Here is a 20,131-nt window from a genome sequence, read left to right as displayed (position 1 = left end):
GACACCACCGACAAGCGGGGCTGCATCCATGTTGACGTTGCCGAGACTGGCGGCTGAATCCCTGGAGAAGTTGCTGGGCTCGTTCATGCGTCGCAGGTACGGCGAGGAGTCGGCGAACGTCATCGAGAGCGCCACCCGCACCACCATGGAATGCATCGGCAACAGCGATGCGCTCTATCACAACATCGAGCATACGATGCTGGTGACTTTGGCGGGCCATTCCATTCTCAGCGGGCGGTACCTTCACACTCACCTGGAGGCGGACGACTACGTTCATGTCCTGATTGCCTGCCTTGCGCACGACATCGGCTATGTCCGCGGCTTGTTTCCGGAGGATGACGAAGATGGTTTCATCATCGACGAAGCCGGGACCAAGGTGTCGCTGCCGCGCGGGGCTTCGGATGCCAGTCTGATGATGTATCACGTCGATCGCTCGCAACTATTTGTGCGGCGGCGGCTGCCGCCGATCCGCGGCCTCGACTCTGAGCGCATTGTCCGTGCCATCGAGGGGACGCGCTTCCCGGCACGGGAGGGGCAGGAATATGACGACGAAGCCTCGATCCTGCGCGCCGCCGACTTCATCGGCCAGCTCGGCGATCCCAACTATCTGCGCAAGGCCAATGCGCTCTACTACGAGTTCGAGGAAGTCGGCATGAATCGCCAGCTCGGCTACGACTCGCCGGCCGACATCGTGAACCGCTATCCACAATTCTATTGGAATAGCGTCGCACCGCACATCCAGACCGAGATCGGCTATCTCAACAAGACCGAGATTGGCCGGCAGTGGATCGCCAACCTCTACAGCAACGTGTTCCGCGCCGAGCGCGACATCTCACTGTCCGGGCCGCAGAAGTAGCTCTCGTAGCCCGCATGGAGCGGAGCGGAATGCGGGGACGCCTGCATCCGCGAACCCCGGATTACGCTGCGCTCCATCCGGGCTACGAGGTCCCCCAATCCGTGAGCAAACCATGCAACAAAAAACCATCACCACGGACGTTCTCGACATCGCCTATCTCGATTACGGCGCTGAGGATGGCTGGCCCTGCATCATGGGCCACGGCTTTCCCTACGACGTGCACGCCTATGCCGACACCGCGCCGCTCATCGCGGCGGCGGGCGCGCGGGTGCTGGTGCCCTGGCTGCGCGGCTATGGGCCGACGCGATTTCGCTCCGCGTCGACCTTGCGCTCCGGCGAGCAGGCCGCGCTCGGGGCCGATCTCCTCGCCTTCATGGACGCGCTCCGCATCGAACGCGCGGTGGTCGGCGGCTACGACTGGGGCGGCCGCGCGGCCTGCGTGGTCTCGGCGCTGCATCCCGAGCGCGTCGTCGCGCTCGTCTCCGGCAATTCCTACAACATCCAGAACATCGCGCGGTCCATGGAGCCGGCCTCGCCGCCGGAGGAGGCGGCGCTCTGGTATCAATATCTCTTCCACAACGAGCGCGGCCGCCGTGCGCTGGATCGCAACCGGCGCGGCTTTGCGCGCCAGCTCTGGTCGATGTGGTCGCCGACGTGGACCTTCGACGACGCGACGTTCGAGAGGAGCGCCGCGTCTTTCGACAATCCTGATTTCGTCGATGTCGTGATCCACTCCTATCGCCACCGCTACGCGTTGGTCGAGGGCGATCCGGCCTATGCGGGGATCGAGGCGAAGCTCGCCGCGCAGCCCCAGATCCGCGTTCCCACGATCGCGATCGACGGCGACAGCGACGGCGTCAATCCCGGCACCGCGCACCACGCGCGCAAGTTCGACGCTTTCTTCGAGCGCCGCGTGTTCGCGGGCGCCGGTCACAACCTGCCGCAGGAGCGGCCGGCCGAATGGGCGCAGGCCGCGATCGACGCGCGCAAGGCGGCCGCGCCATAGACAGCCCAGCTCCTCATCTCGAGGAGCCCGCGCAGCGGGCGTCTCGAAGGATGAAGGCCACAGCCGGGCCTGCATGGTTCTCCCGGCGATGCGAAGCATCGTCCGGAGACGTGCCTGTGGCGCTCTCACCATGAGGGTCTAAAGGGGGGCGTGGCTCCATTGATCCGCCACCCTTCGCGATTTTTCCCGATCCCGGGAACCTTTTCCAATCGCGGCCGTCCAAGTTGTGGGGCCGCTTTTGTCTGCGGCTCGTTGCAGGGGAGGTTTTGGATGAAGTTGCAAGCGCGCAAGCTGGAACGGGTCGCGGTGGCGCAGGCGCCGAGCGACCGGCCTGACAGGGCGGAGGTCGAGCAGGCGATCCGGACCATGATCCGCTGGGCCGGCGATGATCCCTCGCGCGACGGCCTGCGCGAGACGCCGGACCGCGTCGCGCGCGCCTTCGAGGAGTACTTTTCCGGCTATGCGCAGGATCCGACCGAAATCCTGCAAAAGACCTTCGAGGAGATCGAAGGCTATGACGAGATGATCGTGCTGCGCGGGGTTCGCTTCGAGAGCCATTGCGAGCACCACATGGCGCCGATCGTCGGCCGCGCCTGGGTCGCCTATATCCCGCAGGGCCGCGTCGTCGGCATCAGCAAGCTTGCGCGCGTCGTCGACATCTACGCCAAGCGCCTCCAGATCCAGGAGAAGATGACCGCGCAGATCGCCAACACGATCAACGATGTGCTGCAGCCCGAAGGCGTCGGTGTCATCATCAAGGCGACGCATCACTGCATGACGACGCGCGGCGCGCACAAGCCCGGCACCGATCTCGTCACCAGCCGCATGTTAGGCGTGTTCCGCGACAATGCGCTGACCCGCCAGGAGCTGTTGGGGCTGGCAAATTCGGACGATTGATCCGCAAGGAGACGACGCCAAGGAGACAACCATGACCGAGGACAAGAAGCCGAGCGGACCCGACCTCACCAGCGGCGTGTCGCTGACCGAATTCAAGGACGGCAAATTGCTCGGCCATGTCGGCGAAGAGGATGTCCTCCTGGTGCAGGCCGGCAGCGAGATTTTTGCGATCGAGCCGTCTTGCAGCCACTATCACGGCCCGCTCGCGGAAGGCCTCGTGGTCGACGACACCATCCGCTGCCCCTGGCACCACGCCTGCTTCTCCTTGCGCACGGGCGAGACCACGCGCCCGCCGGCGCTGAATGCACTCGCGGTATGGGACGTCTTGCGCGATGGCGACCGGATCATCGTCCAGCGCAAGCGCGAGGCGCCGAAGCCGTCAGCCGCTCATCGCAACGCGCCGACGCCGGAAAAATTCGTCATCGTCGGCGGTGGTGCGGCGGGCTTTGCGGCGGCCGAGACACTCCGGCGCGAGGGTTTTGCCGGCGCCATCACCATGCTCAGCAATGACGGCGCGATGCCGGTCGACCGTCCCAATCTCTCCAAGGATTACCTCGCCGGCAACGCGCCGGAGGATTGGCTGCCGCTGCGGGGCGAGGACTATTATCAGGACGCCGGCATCGACCTCAGGCTGAACACTGACGTCTCGGCGATCGATCCGAAGGCGCGCAGCGTGACGCTGGGCAATGGTGACAAGCTCCCGTTCGACCGGCTGTTGCTCGCCACCGGCGCCGAGCCGGTCAGGCTCCAGATTCCCGGCGCGGACCAGCCGCATGTCCACACCCTGCGCTCCGTCGCCGACAGCCGTGCCATCATCAAGGCGGCCAGCAGCGCCAAGCGCGCGCTGGTGATCGGCGCCAGTTTTATCGGCCTCGAGGTCGCGGCATCACTGCGTGCGCGCAAGATCGAGGTGCATGTCGTCGCGCCCGAGGAGCGGCCGATGCAGAAGGTGCTCGGCCCCGAGATGGGCGACTTCGTCCGCTCGCTGCACGAGGAGAACGGCGTCAACTTTCACTTGAAAGACACGGTCGAGAAGCTCGACGGCACCCGCGCCACCCTGAAGAGCGGCGGGGTGATCGAGGCCGATCTCGTCGTGGTCGGCATCGGCGTCAAGCCGCGCCTGGCGCTGGCCGAGCAGGCGGGCCTTGCCGCCGATCGCGGCGTCAGCGTCAGCGAATTTTTGGAGACCAGCATCGCCGGCATCTTCGCGGCCGGCGACATCGCGCGTTGGCCCGATCCGCACTCGCGGCACACCATCCGCGTCGAGCACTGGGTGGTGGCGGAGCGCCAGGGCCAGACCGCGGCGCGCAACATGCTCGGCAGGCGCGAGCGCTTCGAGGCCGTGCCGTTCTTCTGGAGCCAGCATTACGACGTGCCGATCAACTATGTCGGCCACGCCGAGAGTTTTGACGACATCGCGATCGACGGCAGCATCTCCGGCAAGGACTGCCTGCTGAAGTACCGCAAGGGCGGCCGCGTGCTAGCGGTTGCTTCAATTTATCGCGACCTCGACAGCCTCAAGGCCGAGCTCGAGATGGAGCGCTCGCGCCCCTGACGCGCCGCATTCGATCTTGATTTGCGTCAATGTTGCTGTCGCTGAGGGCTGCTCTGATGCTGTCGCCCCGGCTCGGCTCGTGCTATCCTGGCGTGTGCCTCCGGGCTTGCATGCAGGAGTGGCCGCCATGACAAGTGCTTCGGATACGACTCATCCTTCAAGCCTCGGCTCGGGTATCACGGCGCTTCACGCCAAATGGGGCTGGATCGTCGCGCTCGGCGTCGTCTATCTCATCGCCGGCTTCATCGCGCTCGGCAGCATGGTGATGGCGACGGTGGCGAGCGTGATCGTGGTCGGCGCCATGATGATCGTCGCCGGCGCCACCGAGATCATCGGTGCGTTCCAGATGAAGAGCTGGGGCAAGTTCCTGATCTGGGCCTTGCTCGGCGTGCTCTACGTCATCGCCGGCTTCCTCACCTTCGAGAACCCGCTATTCGCGGCAGTCCTGCTGACGCTTTTCCTCGGCATATCGCTGATCGCCTCCGGCGCCGTCAGGCTGTTTCTCGCCTTCAGCATGAAGCGCGAAAGCCCGTGGGTGTGGGTGGCACTCTCGGCCGCCATCACGCTGCTGCTTGGTCTGCTGATCGTGGCGCGCTGGCCGGTGAACAGCGTCTACATCCTCGGCCTGTTCCTCGGCATCGACCTGATCATGGCGGGCGCGGGCTGGATCGGCCTCGGCTTGAGCCTGAAGCGGAGAGCATGATCCGGACCCGGACGGCCGCGTTAGCGCAAAGTGCGCGGCGGTTTTCCGAAAAGATCATGCTCAAGCAACAACCTGAGGCACTAGCTACCAGCAACTCGACGCAAGACCCTCTTGCGGAACTCCGCTGATCTGACGCGCTGACAAGAAGCAGCACGCCGCGTGTCGCCTCGCGCGGCGAAAATCATCGGGGAGAAACCATGAAAGCCGCTTGGGCCCTGGCCGCAGCGCTAGCTGCCGCCTGCCTGTCCACACCCGTGTTCGCACAGAAATCCTACGGTCCTGGTGTCAGCGACACCGAGATCAAGATCGGCAACACCATGCCCTATAGCGGGCCGGCTTCGCCGCTCGGCATCACCGGCCGGGTGATCTCCGCCTATTTCGACGAGGTCAACGAGAAGGGCGGGGTCAACGGCCGCAAGCTCAACCTGATCTCGCTCGACGACGCGTTCTCGCCGCCCAAGACCATGGAGGCCGCGCGGCGCCTCGTCGAAGGCGACGGGGTCGCCTTCATCTTCGCGACCATGGGCACCGCGCCGAGCTCGGCGATCGCGAAATATCTCAACAGCAACAAGGTGCCGCAGATCTTTTTGATCAGCTCGGCTTCGAAGTGGAACGATCCCGCCAACATGCCGTGGTCGATGGCGCTGCCCTGGGCGCCCAACTACACCAGCGAGGCTGCGATCGACGTCGCCTATGCCCGCGCCAAGAACCCGAATGCGCGCTTCGCCGTGCTCTACCAGAACGACGACGCCGGCAAGGAATATTTCCGCGGCGTCAAGGAGGCGCTCGGCGCCGACGCCGACAAGGCGATCGCGATGGCGTCGAGCTTCGAGGTCACCGATCCCACCGTCGATTCCCAGGTGCTGACGCTCGCCAACACCAAGGCCGACGTCTTTATGATCTATTCGGTGACACCGCGCGCCTGCGCCCAGGCGATTCGCAAGGCGCATGAGGTCGGCTGGCAGCCGACGCGCTTCCTTGCGAGCGGCTGCGCCAACAAGGCGACGGTGATGACGCCTGCCGGCCTCGATGCCGGCAAGGGCGTGCTCTCGCTCGGCTCGCTGAAACCCTTCGTCGAGCAGCCGAAGGACGATCCGGCGATGACGGCCTATATCGAGTTCATGAAGAAGCGCCTGCCCAATGCCGACATCAACAACGTCGCCGGGCTCTACGGCTACACCGTCGCCGAGGCGCTGGTGGTGCTGCTGAAGCAATGCAAGGACAATCTGACGCGCGAGAACATCATGGCGCAGGCGGCCAACCTGAAGAACGTGCCGCTCTCGCTGCTGATGCCTGGCATCACCCTCAACACCACGCCGCAGGATTTCCGCCCGATCAAGGACGGCTACATGCTCCAGTTCGACGGCAACGACTGGGTCGTCGCGAGCGAGCTCTTGCGCGGGACGTGAAGCGAGGCAACGAGTGGGGTGAGCGGGCTCTGTCATCAACGGTCGCAAATGGTTCACCTCGGGTGCGATGAACGAGGATTGCGAGATCCTGATCGTGATGGGCAAGACCGCGCCCGATGATCCCGACCGCCATCGCCAGCAATCCATGATCCTGGTGCCGAAGGCGACGCCCGGCGTGCGCATCATTCGCGACATGCTCACCTACGGCTACGACGACGCCCCGGTTGGCCATCCCGAGATCGTCTATGAGAATGTCCGCGTGCCCGCCGAGAACATGCTGCTCGGCGAGGGCCGTGGCTTCGAGATCGCGCAGGGGCGGCTCGGCCCCGGCCGCATCCATCATTGCATGCGGCTGATCGGCTGCGCCCAGCGCGCGCTGGAATTGATGTGCCAGCGGTCGGTCTCCCGCGTTGCTTTCGGCAAGCCGCTGGCCGAGCAGGGCTCGGTGCGCGAGGACATCGCGCACTCCTTCTGCGAGATCGCGCAGGCGCGCCTGCTCACGCTGCAGGCCGCCGACAAGATGGACCGCGAGGGCAACAAGGCCGCGCGCGATCTGATCGCCGCGGCCAAGATCGTGGTGCCCAGCATGGCCGCGCGCGTCATCGACCGCGCCATCCAGATCCACGGCGCCGCCGGGGTCTCGCAGGATACGTTCCTCGCGCGTGCTTACGTCTACGCCCGCTTCATCCGCATCGGCGACGGGCCGGATCAGGTGCACCTTGCCGCGGTCGGCAAGGAGCTGATCAAGCGCGGCGGGGTGATGAGGTAGGCCGCTAGCCGCCGGCCGAGACGGATGCGCAGTCGGGCACCGCAGGGATCGCCGGCGCAACGTTGTGTTATATGTTATGTTTTTATGTTATCGGCGAGAATGAGAAGGCCGCCGCTGGCCTGCCTCCGGTCATGACACGGCATTATTCGAGGCTATTGCAGCATTGTTTCAGATCGTTGTAGCACAATAGTAACGACTACTGTTGAGAGTGGCGCTGAGCGCGCTCTACGGCAGGTTCACGCAGGTGAAGAGAATAGACTGCTCCCGCCCGCGGAGAGCGCTTCTGCCGGCCTCACGAGAGGCGGCCGCGCCCCGGGTCTGTCAGGAAGCAATTTCAGCATGAAGCACCGTTGGATGATCGTGGCCGCGATCCTGCTGACGGCCTTGCTTGTTCAGATGCCCGTCGTTCTCAACGCGGATCTGGGCTGCCTGTTGACCGGAGGCGAGAAGGTCCTGGACGGCGGCAAGCTCGGGGTCAACGTCTTCGAGGTGAATCCGCCGCTCTCGGTCTACCTGTACATGCCCGCGTTGATGCTGGCGCGTGCGACCGGTCTTGCGCCCGAGATCTTCGTGATCATCCTGGTGATGATCGAGATCGTCGGCGCGCTCGTCGTGATCGACCGCGCCGCCGTGACGGCAGGGCTGGACGCTGGCGAGAGAAGTCTTGCGACGTGCCTGCTCGCCTTCCTGTTCGCAATCCTTCCCAGCGCCGTGTTCGGACAGCGCGAGCACATCGCCGTCATTGCACTGACCCCTTTCGTCGCGATTACCGCGATCCGCTGGCGCGGCCTTGGCCCCGGACCGGTTGCGGTCGTGGCGGGGCTGGGGGCCGGGCTCGCCATGAGCATCAAGCCGCATCTCGCGCTCGTGGCAGGCGTTCCGATCATCCTTGCCGCCTTGCGCCAGCGCTCGCTCAGGCCCTTGTTCACCGCTGAAGCGTGCGCAGCCGCAGCCGTCGTCATCTGCTACGGCGCGGTGCTCGCTCTCGCCTTTCCCGAGTATCTGTTCACCTATGCTCCGATGGTCGCGGCCACCTATGTACCGTTGAGGATGAATCTGGGCGATCTGCTTTACTTTCCGGCCATCGTGATCTTCGCCTCCATCGCGTTTCTGCGCCTGGTCGCTCCGCAACACTTCAAGCTGGACGGCGAGGCAACCCCGTGGCTCGCCGCGGCCGTTGGCGGCGCCGCGAGCTTCGTTCTGCAAGGCAAGGGCTGGACCTACACGGCATTCGCGCTTTGCATGTTTGCGATCGCCGCGCCGTTGCTGCATGTTCGCGCCAGGACGTTGCGCCTGCCGGTCATGATCGGCGGCCTCGCTGCCATCGTGTTCATCGGCTTCTGCCTGTCCGTACCGGTCCGGCACTTTCCTCCGTTGGAGGAGCGTATCGCGGGCCTCGTCAAAAACCCGCGGCTGATCACGATCACCGATCACATCGCTCTGGGACATCCGCTCGTCCGCAAGATCAAGGGGACCTGGGCGGGCAATGCCTGTGTGCAAATGCTGGCGGCCGGCGCGATGATGCAGCAGAGAAACCCGCAGCTCAGTCAGGGCGAGCGGGCAAAGCTGGACGGCATCATCGATTTCGAGCGTCGACAACTGTTGGCTGACCTGCGAAGCGGCCGCCCCGACGTAATTCTGGTGGATACCTACATGCTGAGCTCGGTTCCGTTCGATTGGCTGGCCTGGGCCAGTTCCGATCCCGAGCTCAAGCTCGAGCTGAGCCACTATCGTGAGGTCGAGGATATCGGCCGCGTTCGGATCTTCGTCGATCAAAAAGCGATTTCGGAACGATAGTCCCACGATGCGCGATCCGGTTCCGACCCGGCGCGACATTTTGTCGATGCTAGTCCGTCATCATCTATTCAAAATTCGCGGCTAATCTCTGCGTCGACGATCGGTTCGCCGGATGTACGCGGGCTGGATCGCAAGCCTCGGCCCGCATGCCGGGGCTTTTCGTTATCGAGGCCTTCGCCATGGGAATGGCTGCGCGGCCGCGCGAGACCCACCATATCGTTGATCTGGATCAAGCAGGACACGGCGCCGCGTGGCCGGATACGGCCAGTACCGCATCTCACGGGAGCCCCTCAATGTGGGTCCTGATGTACGTCTTCTCCTATTCGGTCAGTCCGGCCGCAACGAACGACAAGGCGGAATGGCGGCTGCTGCCGACCGTCGTGTTTCAGGAGTTCTCGAACGAAGAGCGATGCAGGGCGGCAAAGACGACGCTCGAGTCCAGCCTGAGCCACGCAGGCGAGAGGCTGAAGAGTGGCCTGGAAGATTTGAAGAGCCTGGGAAAGGCTGACCCCAGCCAGATCATCATCGCCTACAATGTGGAATGTTTGCCGAAATAGGCGCAACGGCGGACTAACCCGGCCTATCGAAGCGGCGCATTGTCCGAACGGTCCATTCTGGCACAAATTGCATAATTTGCCCGGCTTAACCCATGTTAGTCTTGGGCATGGGCAACGAGCTTCTCCTGCGCGTCATCGCCATTGCGGCCGGTGCTTTCACTGTGGCCGTCGTCTCTGCGCTCATCTTCAATCATTGATCTACCTCAAGCCGTGCGTGTCGCCCGGGCGTTTCATGCTGAGCGCAGGAGACCCGGACGGAGTACAACGATGCGGCCGTGGGCAATGCATTCGCTGGCTTGGGGGTTGACCGCGATCGGCCTGATCGTCCTCGCTTCCATGATGCTCTAGGGCTGCCACCGGCGCGCAAGCTCCTTACGCGCGCGATGGACCAGCGCCGCGCGATCAAGACGTTGCTGACGGTGTGACGGCGGAGCAACGCCGTCTATCGGGAGCGGCTTTGCAGGCTCCCGATCAGCTGCCCAACGAGCTCATCGATCTTGCCCAGCGCCGTTGGCGCATCGAGATACTCGATGTCATCCACGTCCCAGTACTCGACACGATGGGCGACGCCGGCAAAGCGGCGCTCGATCATCGGGCGATGCTCGGCATCCTTCAGCGCAATCACAAGCGCCGCGTCCGCGAAGTCGCTGGTCGTGCACAGCGCCGGATTCCGCGCAGCGCCATCAGGCGCGATGCCCTTCGCCTGCAGGGCGTCCAGCGTATGAATCGAGATGGGGCCCACGTTTTCCGGCGAAAGTGCTTCGGCGACGCCGCGCGAGAAGGAAAGCCAATCCAGTCCTTCGCGCCTGGCGCGGTGGTTGAAGATCTCTTCGGCATAACGGCTGCGGTAGTAATTGCCGGTGCAGAGAAACAGCACGCGATTGTTCTTGTTCATTGAGTTGTGCTTTCGGCGATGATCGTCTTTTGCCGTTTGCGGCAGCCTGCGTGACTAGCCCGTATAGTACATCGCCAGATAGAAGTTTCGATGAAGTGCTGGACATTCGACCTGACGCACTCCTCGAGGGGGAATGCATATCCAGCGCTGGAGTGATGGGATGAGGAATGGAAGCATCGCGCGGCTACGGGCAGGATCGGCATACTGACATCATGCCAGTGTTTTGCCCGACGTGTCAAAAGGAATTCGTAAAATCCGCACAACCGCTGCACGGGGCAGCGAAGCCGTTGATAAGGCTCACCCCGGCTACTGTGCATGGGGTTGTTTTCGATATTTTGTTGGAGCGGGCGGAACCGCTGTCATCCCGCCTTGTCATCCCGCTTTGGCGATGCGGCTGTCGGCCGCTCCCGAGCGCAGGTTCTGGAAGAACGTCTCCACCTCGCGCGACAGCGTTGCGGCCGTTGCGGTGAGGCTGCTCGCGGCGGTCAGCACGGAGGATGCCGCCGTGTCGGTCTCGCCGATGGCGTCGCGCAGCGAGGTGATGTTGGCGACCAGCGTTTCGTTGCCCTGCGCCGCGCTTTGCGCGTTGGACGAGATCTCGCGCGTGGCCTGGTCCTGCTGGCCGATGGCGCCGGCGATCGCCGAGGTGACCTCGTTGATCTCGCGCACCGCGCCGCCGATCTCGCGCACCGCGTCGACCGCGTTGCGGGTGGAGCTCTGGATCATCGAGACGTTCTCGCCGATCTCGGCGGTGGCCTTGGCGGTCTGGCCCGCCAGCGCCTTCACCTCGTGGGCGACCACGGCAAAGCCGCGGCCGGCATCGCCGGCGCGGGCGGCTTCGATGGTGGCATTGAGCGCGAGCAGGTTGGTCTGCTCGGCGATCGCCTGAATGAGATTGAGCACGCCGTCGATGCGCTGGGTGGCGGCAGCTAGGCTCTCGATCTCGGCGATCGATTTCTCGGTGCGCTGGCCGGTCTGCTCGACGGCGCTCGCGGACTGCCGCACCTGGCGACCGATCTCTTCGACCGACGCTGACAGTTCCTCGGCCGCGCCCGCCACCGCAGTGACGTTGTTTGAAGCCTGCTCGGTGGCGCTGGCCGCCGTGCCGGCGCGGCCGCTGGCGTTCGCCGTGGCGCGCGTGATGGTCTGCGCGGTCTCGCGCATGACGGTGGCGTTGTCGCTGAGGCCGCGCATGATCGCTCCGATCGCCTCGCGGAACGCCTCGACGGATGTCTCGATGTGGCGGGCGCGCTCCTCGCGCGTCGCGGAGTCCTGCGAGACCTGCGAGGCCAGATTGCGGTTGCGGTCCATGGCCTCCTGGAAGACCTGGATCGCGCGCGCCAGCGCCCCGATCTCGTCGGCGCGCTCGGTGTGCGGCACCGTGACATCCTCGGCGCCGTCGGCAACCTGCTTGATGGTCGCGGTGATGGCCGAGAGCGGCCGCGCGATCGAGCGGGCAATGATGACGATGCCGATCACGACCAGCACCAGTGCCAGGCCGCCCAGGCAGGTCAGGACGAAGGACAGGGTGCGGTTGGTCTCGGTCTCGTGCGCGATCTGCTTGGCGCGCTCGGCATAGACCTTGGAGAGCGCCTCGAGATCCTTGTTCAGCGCCGAGCGCACCGTGCGGTTGGCGTTGTTGTCGCCCCATTCGCGGCCCGCGGCCGCGTTGATCTCGACGCCGCGGCGCACCAGCTCCTTGCGGAACTCGACGAACTGCTCGATGCGCTTCTTGAAGGTGGCGAACTGCTCGGCATCGTCCGCCTTGACGATGGTCTCCCAGCGCTTGACGACCTCGAGGATCTGCGCGTTGAACTTGAGCAGGCCATCGCCGTATTTCTTCACGACGGCAGGCTCGGTCGACATGTAGACGCCGCGCGACTCCATCACGACCGCGTAGACCAGCGAATTGACCCGCTCGACGTTCAGCGCAGCGGCGTTGGCGGTCTCGATCGCGCTGGTCAGCTCGGCGCTGCGGCGGCTGTTGTAGTCGGACAGCATCGCGATCGCCGCCGTCAGCAGAGCAAACAGCGCGAAGATCGCATAGAGCTTGGCGGTCAGCGTGAAACGGCCTGCCAGCCCGGCGGCATTCCCAGATCGGTCTGATGTCATGGTGCGGAGCCCGAATGGCCGGGAGCGGCCGGAGAGTGCGGTCGTCTAGAATTGATGCAAAACTATGCAGAACGAAGGTGGATGCAGCGTTAACATGCGCCGTCGCCCCCTTCGCCCTTAGTCGAAAGAAAGGTAAGATATTTCAGCGTCTTGATCAGAAGGTATAGTTTCAGGATAGTCCCTGGAGTCGGCCGCTGGCCGACGAGTCCCGGAGAGGCCCTTGGTCTACCGCCACACCATCGATGCCACGACCTACACTTTCCCCGATCTGCGCGACCTGCTCGCCAAGGCAACCCCGCCGCGCTCCGGCGACCGGTTGGCCGGGATCGCCGCCGCCAGCGCCGAGCAGATGATCGCGGCGCGGATGGCGCTGGCGGATGTCCCGCTCGGGCAGTTCTTGCAGGAAGCGGTCATCCCCTATGAGGCCGACGAGGTCACCCGCCTCGTCATCGACAGCCACGACGCAAAAGCGTTTGCGCAGGTCGCCTCGCTCACGGTCGGCGCCTTCCGCGACTGGCTGCTGTCGGATGCCGCGACGCCCGAAGTCCTGCGCAAGCTGGCGGGCGGCATCACCCCGGAAATGGCGGCTGCGGTCTCAAAACTGATGCGCAACCAGGACCTGATCCTGGCGGCGCGGAAATGCGAGGTCACCACAGCCTTCCGCAACACCATCGGCCTCAAGGGCCGAATCAGCACGCGGCTTCAGCCCAACCATCCGTTCGACGATGCGAGGGGCATCACAGCCTCGATCCTCGACGGCATTTTGCTGGGGGCCGGCGATGCCTGCATCGGCATCAATCCGGCCAGCGACGATCCTGCCGTGATCGCGCAATTGCTCCGGCTGCTGGATGAGATCATCGCGCGGCTGAAGATCCCGACGCAAGGCTGCGTGCTCACCCATGTCACGACGACGCTGTCGCTGATCGGGCAGGGCGTGCCTGTCGACCTCGTCTTCCAGTCGGTCGCGGGCACCGAGGCCGCCAACCGCAGCTTTGGCATCGACCTCGCCTTGCTGAAGGAGGCGCGAGAAGCCGGGCTGTCGCAGCGGCGCGGCACGGTCGGCGAGAACGTGATGTATTTCGAGACGGGCCAAGGCTCGGCGCTGTCGGCCAACGCCCATCACGGCGTCGACCAGCAGACCTGCGAGGCGCGCGCCTATGCGGTCGCCCGCGCCTTCGCGCCATTGCTGGTCAACAGCGTGGTCGGCTTCATCGGCCCGGAATATCTCTATGACGGCAAGGAGATCATCCGCGCCGGGCTGGAGGATCATTTTTGCGGCAAGCTGCTCGGCCTGCCGCTCGGCATCGACATCTGCTACACCAACCATGCCGAGGCGGACCAGGACGACATGGACAATCTGCTGACGCTGCTCGCGGCGGCCGGCGTCACCTTCATCATGGGCGTCCCCGGCGCCGACGACGTCATGCTGAATTACCAGTCCACGTCTTTTCACGACGCGCTCTATGTCCGCGACGTCTTCGGATTGCGCCGTGCCCCGGAATTCGACGACTGGCTGGTGCAGTCAGGCATTGCAGGCGCCGATTTCCGCCTTGCCGGCGATGCAGGCCTGCTGCCCGATTTTGCCTCGCGGCTGATCGCATGAGGGCGCTGAAGCGCCCAGATCCCCGAGAGGAAACCATTGGCGGGCTTTGCGAATTAAGATGCTGCCACAATATTGAGAAATTCCGGCGGCAGCGTTACGCTATGTGTCTGCTGGCAATTTCCGCACCATCTGTCGAGCGTGGCTGGGGGAGCTTTGATGCGAGCTGAAAGCAACGGTACGGCCCGGCGGATTCTCTGCGTGTTTCCGCGATACACCTCGTCGTTCGGGACGTTCGAGCACTCCTATCCCTTGACCGACGGCGTCCGCGCCTTCATGCCGCCGCAGGGCCTGCTGCTGATCTCCGCCTATCTGCCTGAGGACTGGCAGGTCAAATTCGTCGACGAGAATCTCCGCCGCACCACGAAGGACGAGTTCGAATGGGCGGAAGCCGTCTTCGTCAGCGGCATGCACATCCAGCGCCAGCAGATGAACGACATCTGCCGCCGCGCCCATGAGTTCGATCTGCCGGTCGCGCTCGGTGGTCCCTCCGTCAGCGCCTGCCCGGATTATTATCCGTCGTTCGACTATCTCCATGTCGGCGAACTTGGCGACGCCACCAACCAGCTGATCGAGATTCTTTCGCGCGACACCTCGCGTCCCGACGAACAGGTGGTGCTGACCACCAAAGACCGCGTGCCGATGACGGAGTTTCCGATCCCGGCCTATGAGCTCGCCGATGTGAAGAAATACTTCCTCGGCAGCATCCAGTATTCCAGCGGCTGTCCCTATCAGTGCGAGTTCTGCGACATCCCCGGCCTCTACGGCCGCAACCCGCGCATCAAGACGCCGGAGCAGATCATCGCCGAGCTCGACCGCCTGCGCGAATGCGGCATGACCGACACGGTCTATTTCGTCGACGACAATTTCATCGGCAACCGCAAGGCGGCGATGGACCTGCTGCCGCATCTGATCGAATGGCAGAAGAAGACCGGCTACGTGGTGCGTCTCGCCTGCGAGGCCACGCTCAACATCGCCAAGCGGCCCGAGATCCTCGAGAAGATGCGCGAGGCCTATTTCATCACCATCTTCTGCGGCATCGAGACGCCCGATCCCGACGCGCTGAAGGCGATGCACAAGGACCACAACATGATGGTCCCGATCCTCGAGGGTGTGCGCACCATCAACTCCTACGGCATGGAGGTGGTGTCCGGCATCATCATGGGCCTGGACACGGACAAGCCGAATACATCCGAAGCGCTGCTCGCCTTCGTCGAGGAATCGCGCATTCCGCTGCTCACCATCAACCTGCTTCAGGCGCTGCCGAAGACGCCGCTGTGGGACCGGCTGGAGCGGGAAGGGCGCCTGATCGACGACGACGGGCGCGATTCCAACGTCGACTTCCTGCTGCCCTATGACGACGTCGTCGCGTCCTGGAAGCACGCCATGGCCGTCGCCTACGAGCCCGAGAAGGTCTACGCGCGCTTCCAGTATCAGTGCGATCACGTCTATCCCCACCGCCTCAAGATACCGGTGCCGGACGAGATGAAGACCTGGCCGAACATCCGGCGCGGTCTCGTCATGATGCGCAACATCTTCTGGAAGGTCGGCGTGCTCGGCAACTACAGGCGCGTGTTCTGGAAGTTCGCGCTCGGTCGCATCAAGCGCGGCGATCTCGAAGGCCTGATCGGCTGCACCCTGATCGCGCACCATCTCATCACCTTCGCGCGCGCGGCCTCCAGCGGCCAGCAGAATGCGTCGAACTATTCGCTGCGGCTGCGCGAGGCTGCCGTTCCCGCAGAATGATGCGACATGTCTGATCCGGCCGTTCCGCGCCGTCCGACCCTTGATCTGCGGTCGCTCACACCCGCGCGCGTTGCGCTCGGCCGCAGCGGCGCGAGCGTGCCGACCAAGCCCCTACTCGATTTCACGCTGGATCATGCCCGCGCGCGCGACGCCGTGCATGCGGTGTTCGATGCGCCGCGGCTCGCTGCCGATCTCCGCGCGCTCGGCCTCGTCGTCACCGAGGCGAGCAGCCAGGCGGTCGATCGCAGGGACTATCTGCGCCGGCCGGATCTCGGACGACAGCTCGATGCCGGCTCGGCTGAGCTACTGGCACGAAGTGCTTCCGCACCGTGCCCGCTCGCGATCGTGATCGGCGACGGCCTGTCGGCGGCCGCAGTCCACGCCCATGCGGCGGCGCTGGTGGAATCCCTCCTGCCGCTGCTTGCGGAAGGGGATGTCGCGATCGGCCATTTGGTCGTCGCCTCAGGCGCGCGCGTCGCGCTTGGCGACGGGATCGGCGCGATTCTCGGTGCGCGCATGGTCGTGATGCTGATCGGCGAGCGGCCCGGCCTGTCGGCGCCCGACAGCCTCGGCGCCTATCTGACCTTCGCGCCGAAGCCCGGCCGCAGCGATGCCGAGCGCAATTGCGTCTCGAACATCCACAAGGCCGGGTTGGGCTATGACGAGGCCGCCTTCAAGATCGCCTGGCTGGTCCGCGAGGGGCTGGCCCGGGAGGTCACCGGGGTGGCGCTGAAGGACGAGAGCGCCGACCGCGCGCCGCGTCGAATCGGTACGGCGCGGCCCGAATGACGGGCATTCCGGCAAAATCGCCGCATCTTGATCGATTCGGCTGCCCTCCGCCTGCTTGCGAAAAGGCCTTTTGACCTGCTAAACCGCTGCCGGCGATTTTCCGCGCAATTTCAAAGGGCAAGCCTCCCATTGGTATGGCATTTTCAAGCCGTTCACGGGACGCCATAAGCCAACAGCTTGAGCCGATTTAGGAACTGGATAAGGCATGCTCGAAAAGCACAGCGAGAGTGAGGTTCATGTCGACAAGGTCGAGCAGGGACCTGCGTCCTCGATCGCCTTCGGGCTCGAACGCCTCGGCCTGATCGCGGTCCGAGCGCCGATCGTCTCCTGCATCATCCTGCTCGCGCTGATCGTCGGCGCCGTGTTCGGCATCCACCGGATCAAGATCGACGATTCGCTGTCGCAGCTGTTCCGCTCCGACACCCGCGAATTCAGGCAGTATGAAGAGGTGACCAAGAAGTTCCCGGCCGAGGAATTCGACGTCCTCGTCGTGGTCGAGGGCAAGAATCTCCTGGCGCGGAACAACCTCGAGAAGCTGCGCGACTTCATCACCGACATGCAGCTGGTCGAAGGCACCCGCGGCCTCGTCTCGCTGTTCTCGGCGCGCCAGGCACCGGCGCCGGGCAAGCTGCCGGCGGCGCTGTTCCCGCCCGAGCTGCCCGAGGGCGCGGCCTATGACAAGTTCATCGAGACCGTCAAGAACAACGAGATCATCCGCGGCAAGCTGCTCTCTGAGGACGGCACGCTGGCGCTGATCGTGCTGTCGCTCGATCCGGAGGTGGTCGCCTCCAGCAAGCTGACCAAGACCGTCGGCGACATCCGCGCGCTGATGAAGGAGGATCTCGGCGATACCGGGCTGAACGTGCAGCTCTCCGGCGTGCCGGTGATGCAGCTCGAGATCCGCAACGCGGTCGAGCGCGACGGGCTGACCTACAACATCCTCGGCATTCTCGCCGGCTGCGTCATCGCCATCATCTTCTTCCGCAAGATCTCCTTCATGATCGCGGCGGCGTTCCCGCCGATGATCGCGATCCTGCTGGCACTCGGCGCGCTCGGCTGGGCCAATTTCAATCTCAACATGTTCCTGAACGTGATGACGCCGCTCATCATGGTGATCAGCTTCTCGGACTCGATGCAGCTCACCTTCGCCGCGCGCGACCGGCTGATCGCAGGGCAGGACAAGTTCACCGCATTCAAGAACGCGGTGCTGGTGGTGGGCCCGGCCTGCGTGCTGACGCACGGCACCGCAGGCATTTCCTTCATCGCGCTCCAGTTCTCCGACTCCGACCTGATCCGCAAGTTCGGTGAGGCGGGCCTTGCCGCCACCATCATCGCGCTGGTCGCGGTGCTGTCGCTGGTGCCGGTGTTCGGCGTGCTGTTCGTGCGCAACGAGAAGGTCTTCGCGGTCAAGTTCCAGGGCGCCGATGCCGGCGTGCAGGCGCTGCGCAATTTCTGCTACTGGATCGCGGTGCGCATGGTCGGCCGGCCCGGCCTGTTCAGCCTGATCGCGGTGCTGTTCGTCGGCGGCCTCGGCGTCATCTACGCCAATCTGGAGCCGCGCTATCGGCTCGCCGACCAGGTCCCGGACAAGCGCCAGGCGGTCGCCGCCAGCGACCGGCTCGACGCCAAGCTGACCGGCGCCAACCCGGTCAACGTGCTGATCCAGTTCCCCAAGGGTGAGACGCTGTATTCGCCGGAGACGCTCCAGACCATCGCGGACGTGCACGCGACGGTGGAGAAGGCGGCCGGGGTCGGCAACGTCTGGTCGCTCGAGACCCTGCGCCGCTGGCTCGCGGAAAAGGCCGGCAGCGCCGACGTCGCGACGTTGAAGGAATATGTCAGCGTCATCCCCGAGCATCTGGTGCGGCGTTTCATCGACGCCGAGCAGGATGCCGTCGTGGTCGCGGGCCGCGTGCCGGACAAGGATTCCAGCCAGCTGCTGCCGATCGTCGACAAGCTCGATACCGAGCTCGACGCCGTTCGCAAGAAGCATCCCGGCTATGAGATCGCGGTGACCGGTCTTGCCGCGATTGCCGCGCGCAACTCCGCCAGCATGATCGAGAAGCTGAACCGCGGCCTCACGGTTGAATTCGCGCTGGTCGCGCTCTTCATCGGCCTTGCCTTCCGCTCATGGGTCGTGATGTTCGCCTGCATCCTGCCGGGCATCTTCCCCGTCGTGATGTCGGGAACGGTGCTGTGGGCGATGGGCGAGGGATTGCAATTTGCCAGCGTCGTCGCGCTCACCGTCTCGTTCGGTCTCGGCCTCAGTGCCACCATCCACTTCCTTAATCGCCTCCGCCTGGAGAGTAAGCCCGGCGTCGGCTCGGCGCTCGCGGTGGAGCGGGCGACCGTGCTGGTGGGACCTGCGCTGATCCTGACCACGGTGGTGCTGGCCTGCGGCCTCGTCGTCACCGTGTTCTCCGACCTGCCGTCGCTGCGGCTGTTCGGCTGGCTCAGTGCCTTCTCGATGGTCATGGCGCTCGTCGCCGACCTCTTCATCCTCAGGCCGACGGCGATGTGGCTGATCAACCTGCACGCCAGGCTTCAGGGCCCCGACAAGCCGGCGATCTGAGCGGCTTCATCCACCGGACATGGAATCGGCGCAGTCTGAACGACTGCGCCGATTTTCGTTCCGAGGATAGCTCATGCGGCCGATACGGCACGACAGTTCCATCGTGGAGTTTCAGCGGAAGCGGAGCGGTGATTCCGCCGCCTTTCTCGTCCCGTTCCTGACGTCGGGCATGATCCTGCTCGATGCCGGCTGTGGGCCCGGGACCATCACGGCGGCGCTCGCGGGCGTCGTCGCAAAGGCAGTCGGCGTCGACATCGAGCCGAATGCGATCGTTGCCGCCAATCGGCTGGCAGCAGCGGAAGGCTTGACCAATCTGGCCTTTGTCGAAGCCGACATCACCGCGCTTCCCTTCGAGAACGAGTCGTTCGATGCGGTGTTCTTTCATGCGGTGCTCTACCATCAGAGCCATGCGGTGCTGGCGCGAGCGCTGGCAGAAGCCCGGCGGTTGCTGAAGCCCGGTGGCCTCATCGCGACGCGTGACGCCGATATCGGCGGCAACGTCCTTCATCCTGACATCGATGGCGTGCGCCTCGCGCTCGATCTCTGGCAGCGCTGGTACGAGCACGGTGATCCGGACGCGCTTCGCTTCGGCCGGCGGCAGGGCTCGATTCTTCGCGCTCACGGTTTTACGCCGGTCTGGGCCGGTGCGAGCTATGTCAATCATAGCGCCGATGCTGCGAGCCGCACCGAAGCCGTCACCGATGCGCGGCGGAGCTTGCTCGGTCTCGGGCCGCAGCTCGTTGCGAAGGGGCTCGCAACCGACGATGAGATCCAGGCTGCGCTGACCGGATGGGACGCCTGGGGGCGCGATCCGGACGCTGTCTATTTCAGATGCCGGTGCGAATGCGTCGCGCGCAAGGATTGACCC

At 64.7% G+C, this 20,131-nt stretch carries 15 protein-coding genes and 1 pseudogene; 14 read left to right on the top strand and 2 right to left on the bottom strand.

Annotated features, from left to right (window positions below; all coding sequences use genetic code 11):
• Positions 1 to 28: 28 nt before the first annotated feature.
• The 9 genes and pseudogenes from QA642_RS34135 to QA642_RS34095 all read left to right on the top strand — a co-directional run bounded on the left by QA642_RS34135 (position 29) and on the right by QA642_RS34095 (position 9,549).
• Entirely contained in the window at positions 29 to 856 is an 828-nt protein-coding gene (locus tag QA642_RS34135) for a metal-dependent phosphohydrolase (protein ID WP_283080807.1), read from the top strand.
• A 112-nt stretch (positions 857 to 968) separates the two neighbouring features.
• Positions 969 to 1,862, top strand: a complete 894-nt coding sequence (locus QA642_RS34130; RefSeq protein ID WP_283080806.1) for an alpha/beta hydrolase — start codon at positions 969 to 971, stop codon at positions 1,860 to 1,862.
• Between the two features lie 270 nt (positions 1,863 to 2,132).
• Complete coding sequence (gene folE / locus QA642_RS34125) at positions 2,133 to 2,759, top strand: GTP cyclohydrolase I FolE (protein ID WP_283080805.1); 627 nt, start codon at positions 2,133 to 2,135, stop codon at positions 2,757 to 2,759.
• A gap of 31 nt (positions 2,760 to 2,790) precedes the next feature.
• Positions 2,791 to 4,314: an FAD-dependent oxidoreductase gene (locus tag QA642_RS34120; protein ID WP_283080804.1), complete on the top strand. Its 1,524-nt coding sequence runs from the start codon at positions 2,791 to 2,793 to the stop codon at positions 4,312 to 4,314.
• Between the two features lie 127 nt (positions 4,315 to 4,441).
• Complete coding sequence (locus QA642_RS34115) at positions 4,442 to 5,017, top strand: HdeD family acid-resistance protein (protein ID WP_283080803.1); 576 nt, start codon at positions 4,442 to 4,444, stop codon at positions 5,015 to 5,017.
• A gap of 197 nt (positions 5,018 to 5,214) precedes the next feature.
• Positions 5,215 to 6,426 carry an ABC transporter substrate-binding protein gene (locus QA642_RS34110; RefSeq protein WP_283080802.1) on the top strand — a complete coding sequence of 404 codons (1,212 nt, stop codon included), beginning with the start codon at positions 5,215 to 5,217 and terminating at the stop codon, positions 6,424 to 6,426.
• Positions 6,427 to 6,457: 31 nt separating this feature from the next.
• A pseudogene (locus QA642_RS34105) lies at positions 6,458 to 7,195 on the top strand (acyl-CoA dehydrogenase family protein); the annotation flags it as partial.
• Positions 7,196 to 7,780: 585 nt separating this feature from the next.
• Positions 7,781 to 8,992: a hypothetical protein gene (locus QA642_RS34100; RefSeq protein WP_283080801.1), complete on the top strand. Its 1,212-nt coding sequence runs from the start codon at positions 7,781 to 7,783 to the stop codon at positions 8,990 to 8,992.
• Positions 8,993 to 9,138: 146 nt separating this feature from the next.
• Positions 9,139 to 9,549 carry a hypothetical protein gene (locus QA642_RS34095; protein WP_283080800.1) on the top strand — a complete coding sequence of 137 codons (411 nt, stop codon included), beginning with the start codon at positions 9,139 to 9,141 and terminating at the stop codon, positions 9,547 to 9,549.
• Between the two features lie 442 nt (positions 9,550 to 9,991).
• Here QA642_RS34095 and QA642_RS34090 read toward each other — a convergent pair whose 3' ends face one another.
• Positions 9,992 to 10,426, bottom strand: coding sequence for a low molecular weight phosphatase family protein (locus QA642_RS34090; RefSeq protein ID WP_283080799.1), 435 nt, complete (start codon positions 10,424 to 10,426; stop codon positions 9,992 to 9,994).
• Positions 10,427 to 10,816: 390 nt separating this feature from the next.
• Entirely contained in the window at positions 10,817 to 12,556 is a 1,740-nt protein-coding gene (locus QA642_RS34085) for a HAMP domain-containing methyl-accepting chemotaxis protein (RefSeq protein ID WP_283080798.1), read from the bottom strand.
• A 220-nt stretch (positions 12,557 to 12,776) separates the two neighbouring features.
• On the opposite strand from QA642_RS34085, the gene QA642_RS34080 reads away from it, so the two are divergent.
• From QA642_RS34080 to QA642_RS34060, 5 genes are all read left to right on the top strand, one after another.
• Positions 12,777 to 14,159 carry an ethanolamine ammonia-lyase subunit EutB gene (locus QA642_RS34080; RefSeq protein WP_283080797.1) on the top strand — a complete coding sequence of 461 codons (1,383 nt, stop codon included), beginning with the start codon at positions 12,777 to 12,779 and terminating at the stop codon, positions 14,157 to 14,159.
• Positions 14,160 to 14,315: 156 nt separating this feature from the next.
• Positions 14,316 to 15,902, top strand: a complete 1,587-nt coding sequence (locus QA642_RS34075) for a B12-binding domain-containing radical SAM protein (protein ID WP_283080796.1) — start codon at positions 14,316 to 14,318, stop codon at positions 15,900 to 15,902.
• A gap of 6 nt (positions 15,903 to 15,908) precedes the next feature.
• Positions 15,909 to 16,691, top strand: a complete 783-nt coding sequence (eutC, locus tag QA642_RS34070) for an ethanolamine ammonia-lyase subunit EutC (protein ID WP_283080795.1) — start codon at positions 15,909 to 15,911, stop codon at positions 16,689 to 16,691.
• A gap of 205 nt (positions 16,692 to 16,896) precedes the next feature.
• Complete coding sequence (locus tag QA642_RS34065) at positions 16,897 to 19,263, top strand: MMPL family transporter (RefSeq protein WP_283080794.1); 2,367 nt, start codon at positions 16,897 to 16,899, stop codon at positions 19,261 to 19,263.
• A gap of 73 nt (positions 19,264 to 19,336) precedes the next feature.
• Complete coding sequence (locus tag QA642_RS34060; RefSeq protein ID WP_283080793.1) at positions 19,337 to 20,128, top strand: class I SAM-dependent methyltransferase; 792 nt, start codon at positions 19,337 to 19,339, stop codon at positions 20,126 to 20,128.
• Positions 20,129 to 20,131 lie beyond the last annotated feature (3 nt).

The sequence above is a fragment of the Bradyrhizobium sp. CB2312 genome, from assembly GCF_029714425.1.
Classification (GTDB): Bacteria; Pseudomonadota; Alphaproteobacteria; order Rhizobiales; family Xanthobacteraceae; genus Bradyrhizobium.
Note: the sequence above shows the minus strand (reverse complement) of the source record. Positions and strands in the feature narration are given on the sequence as shown.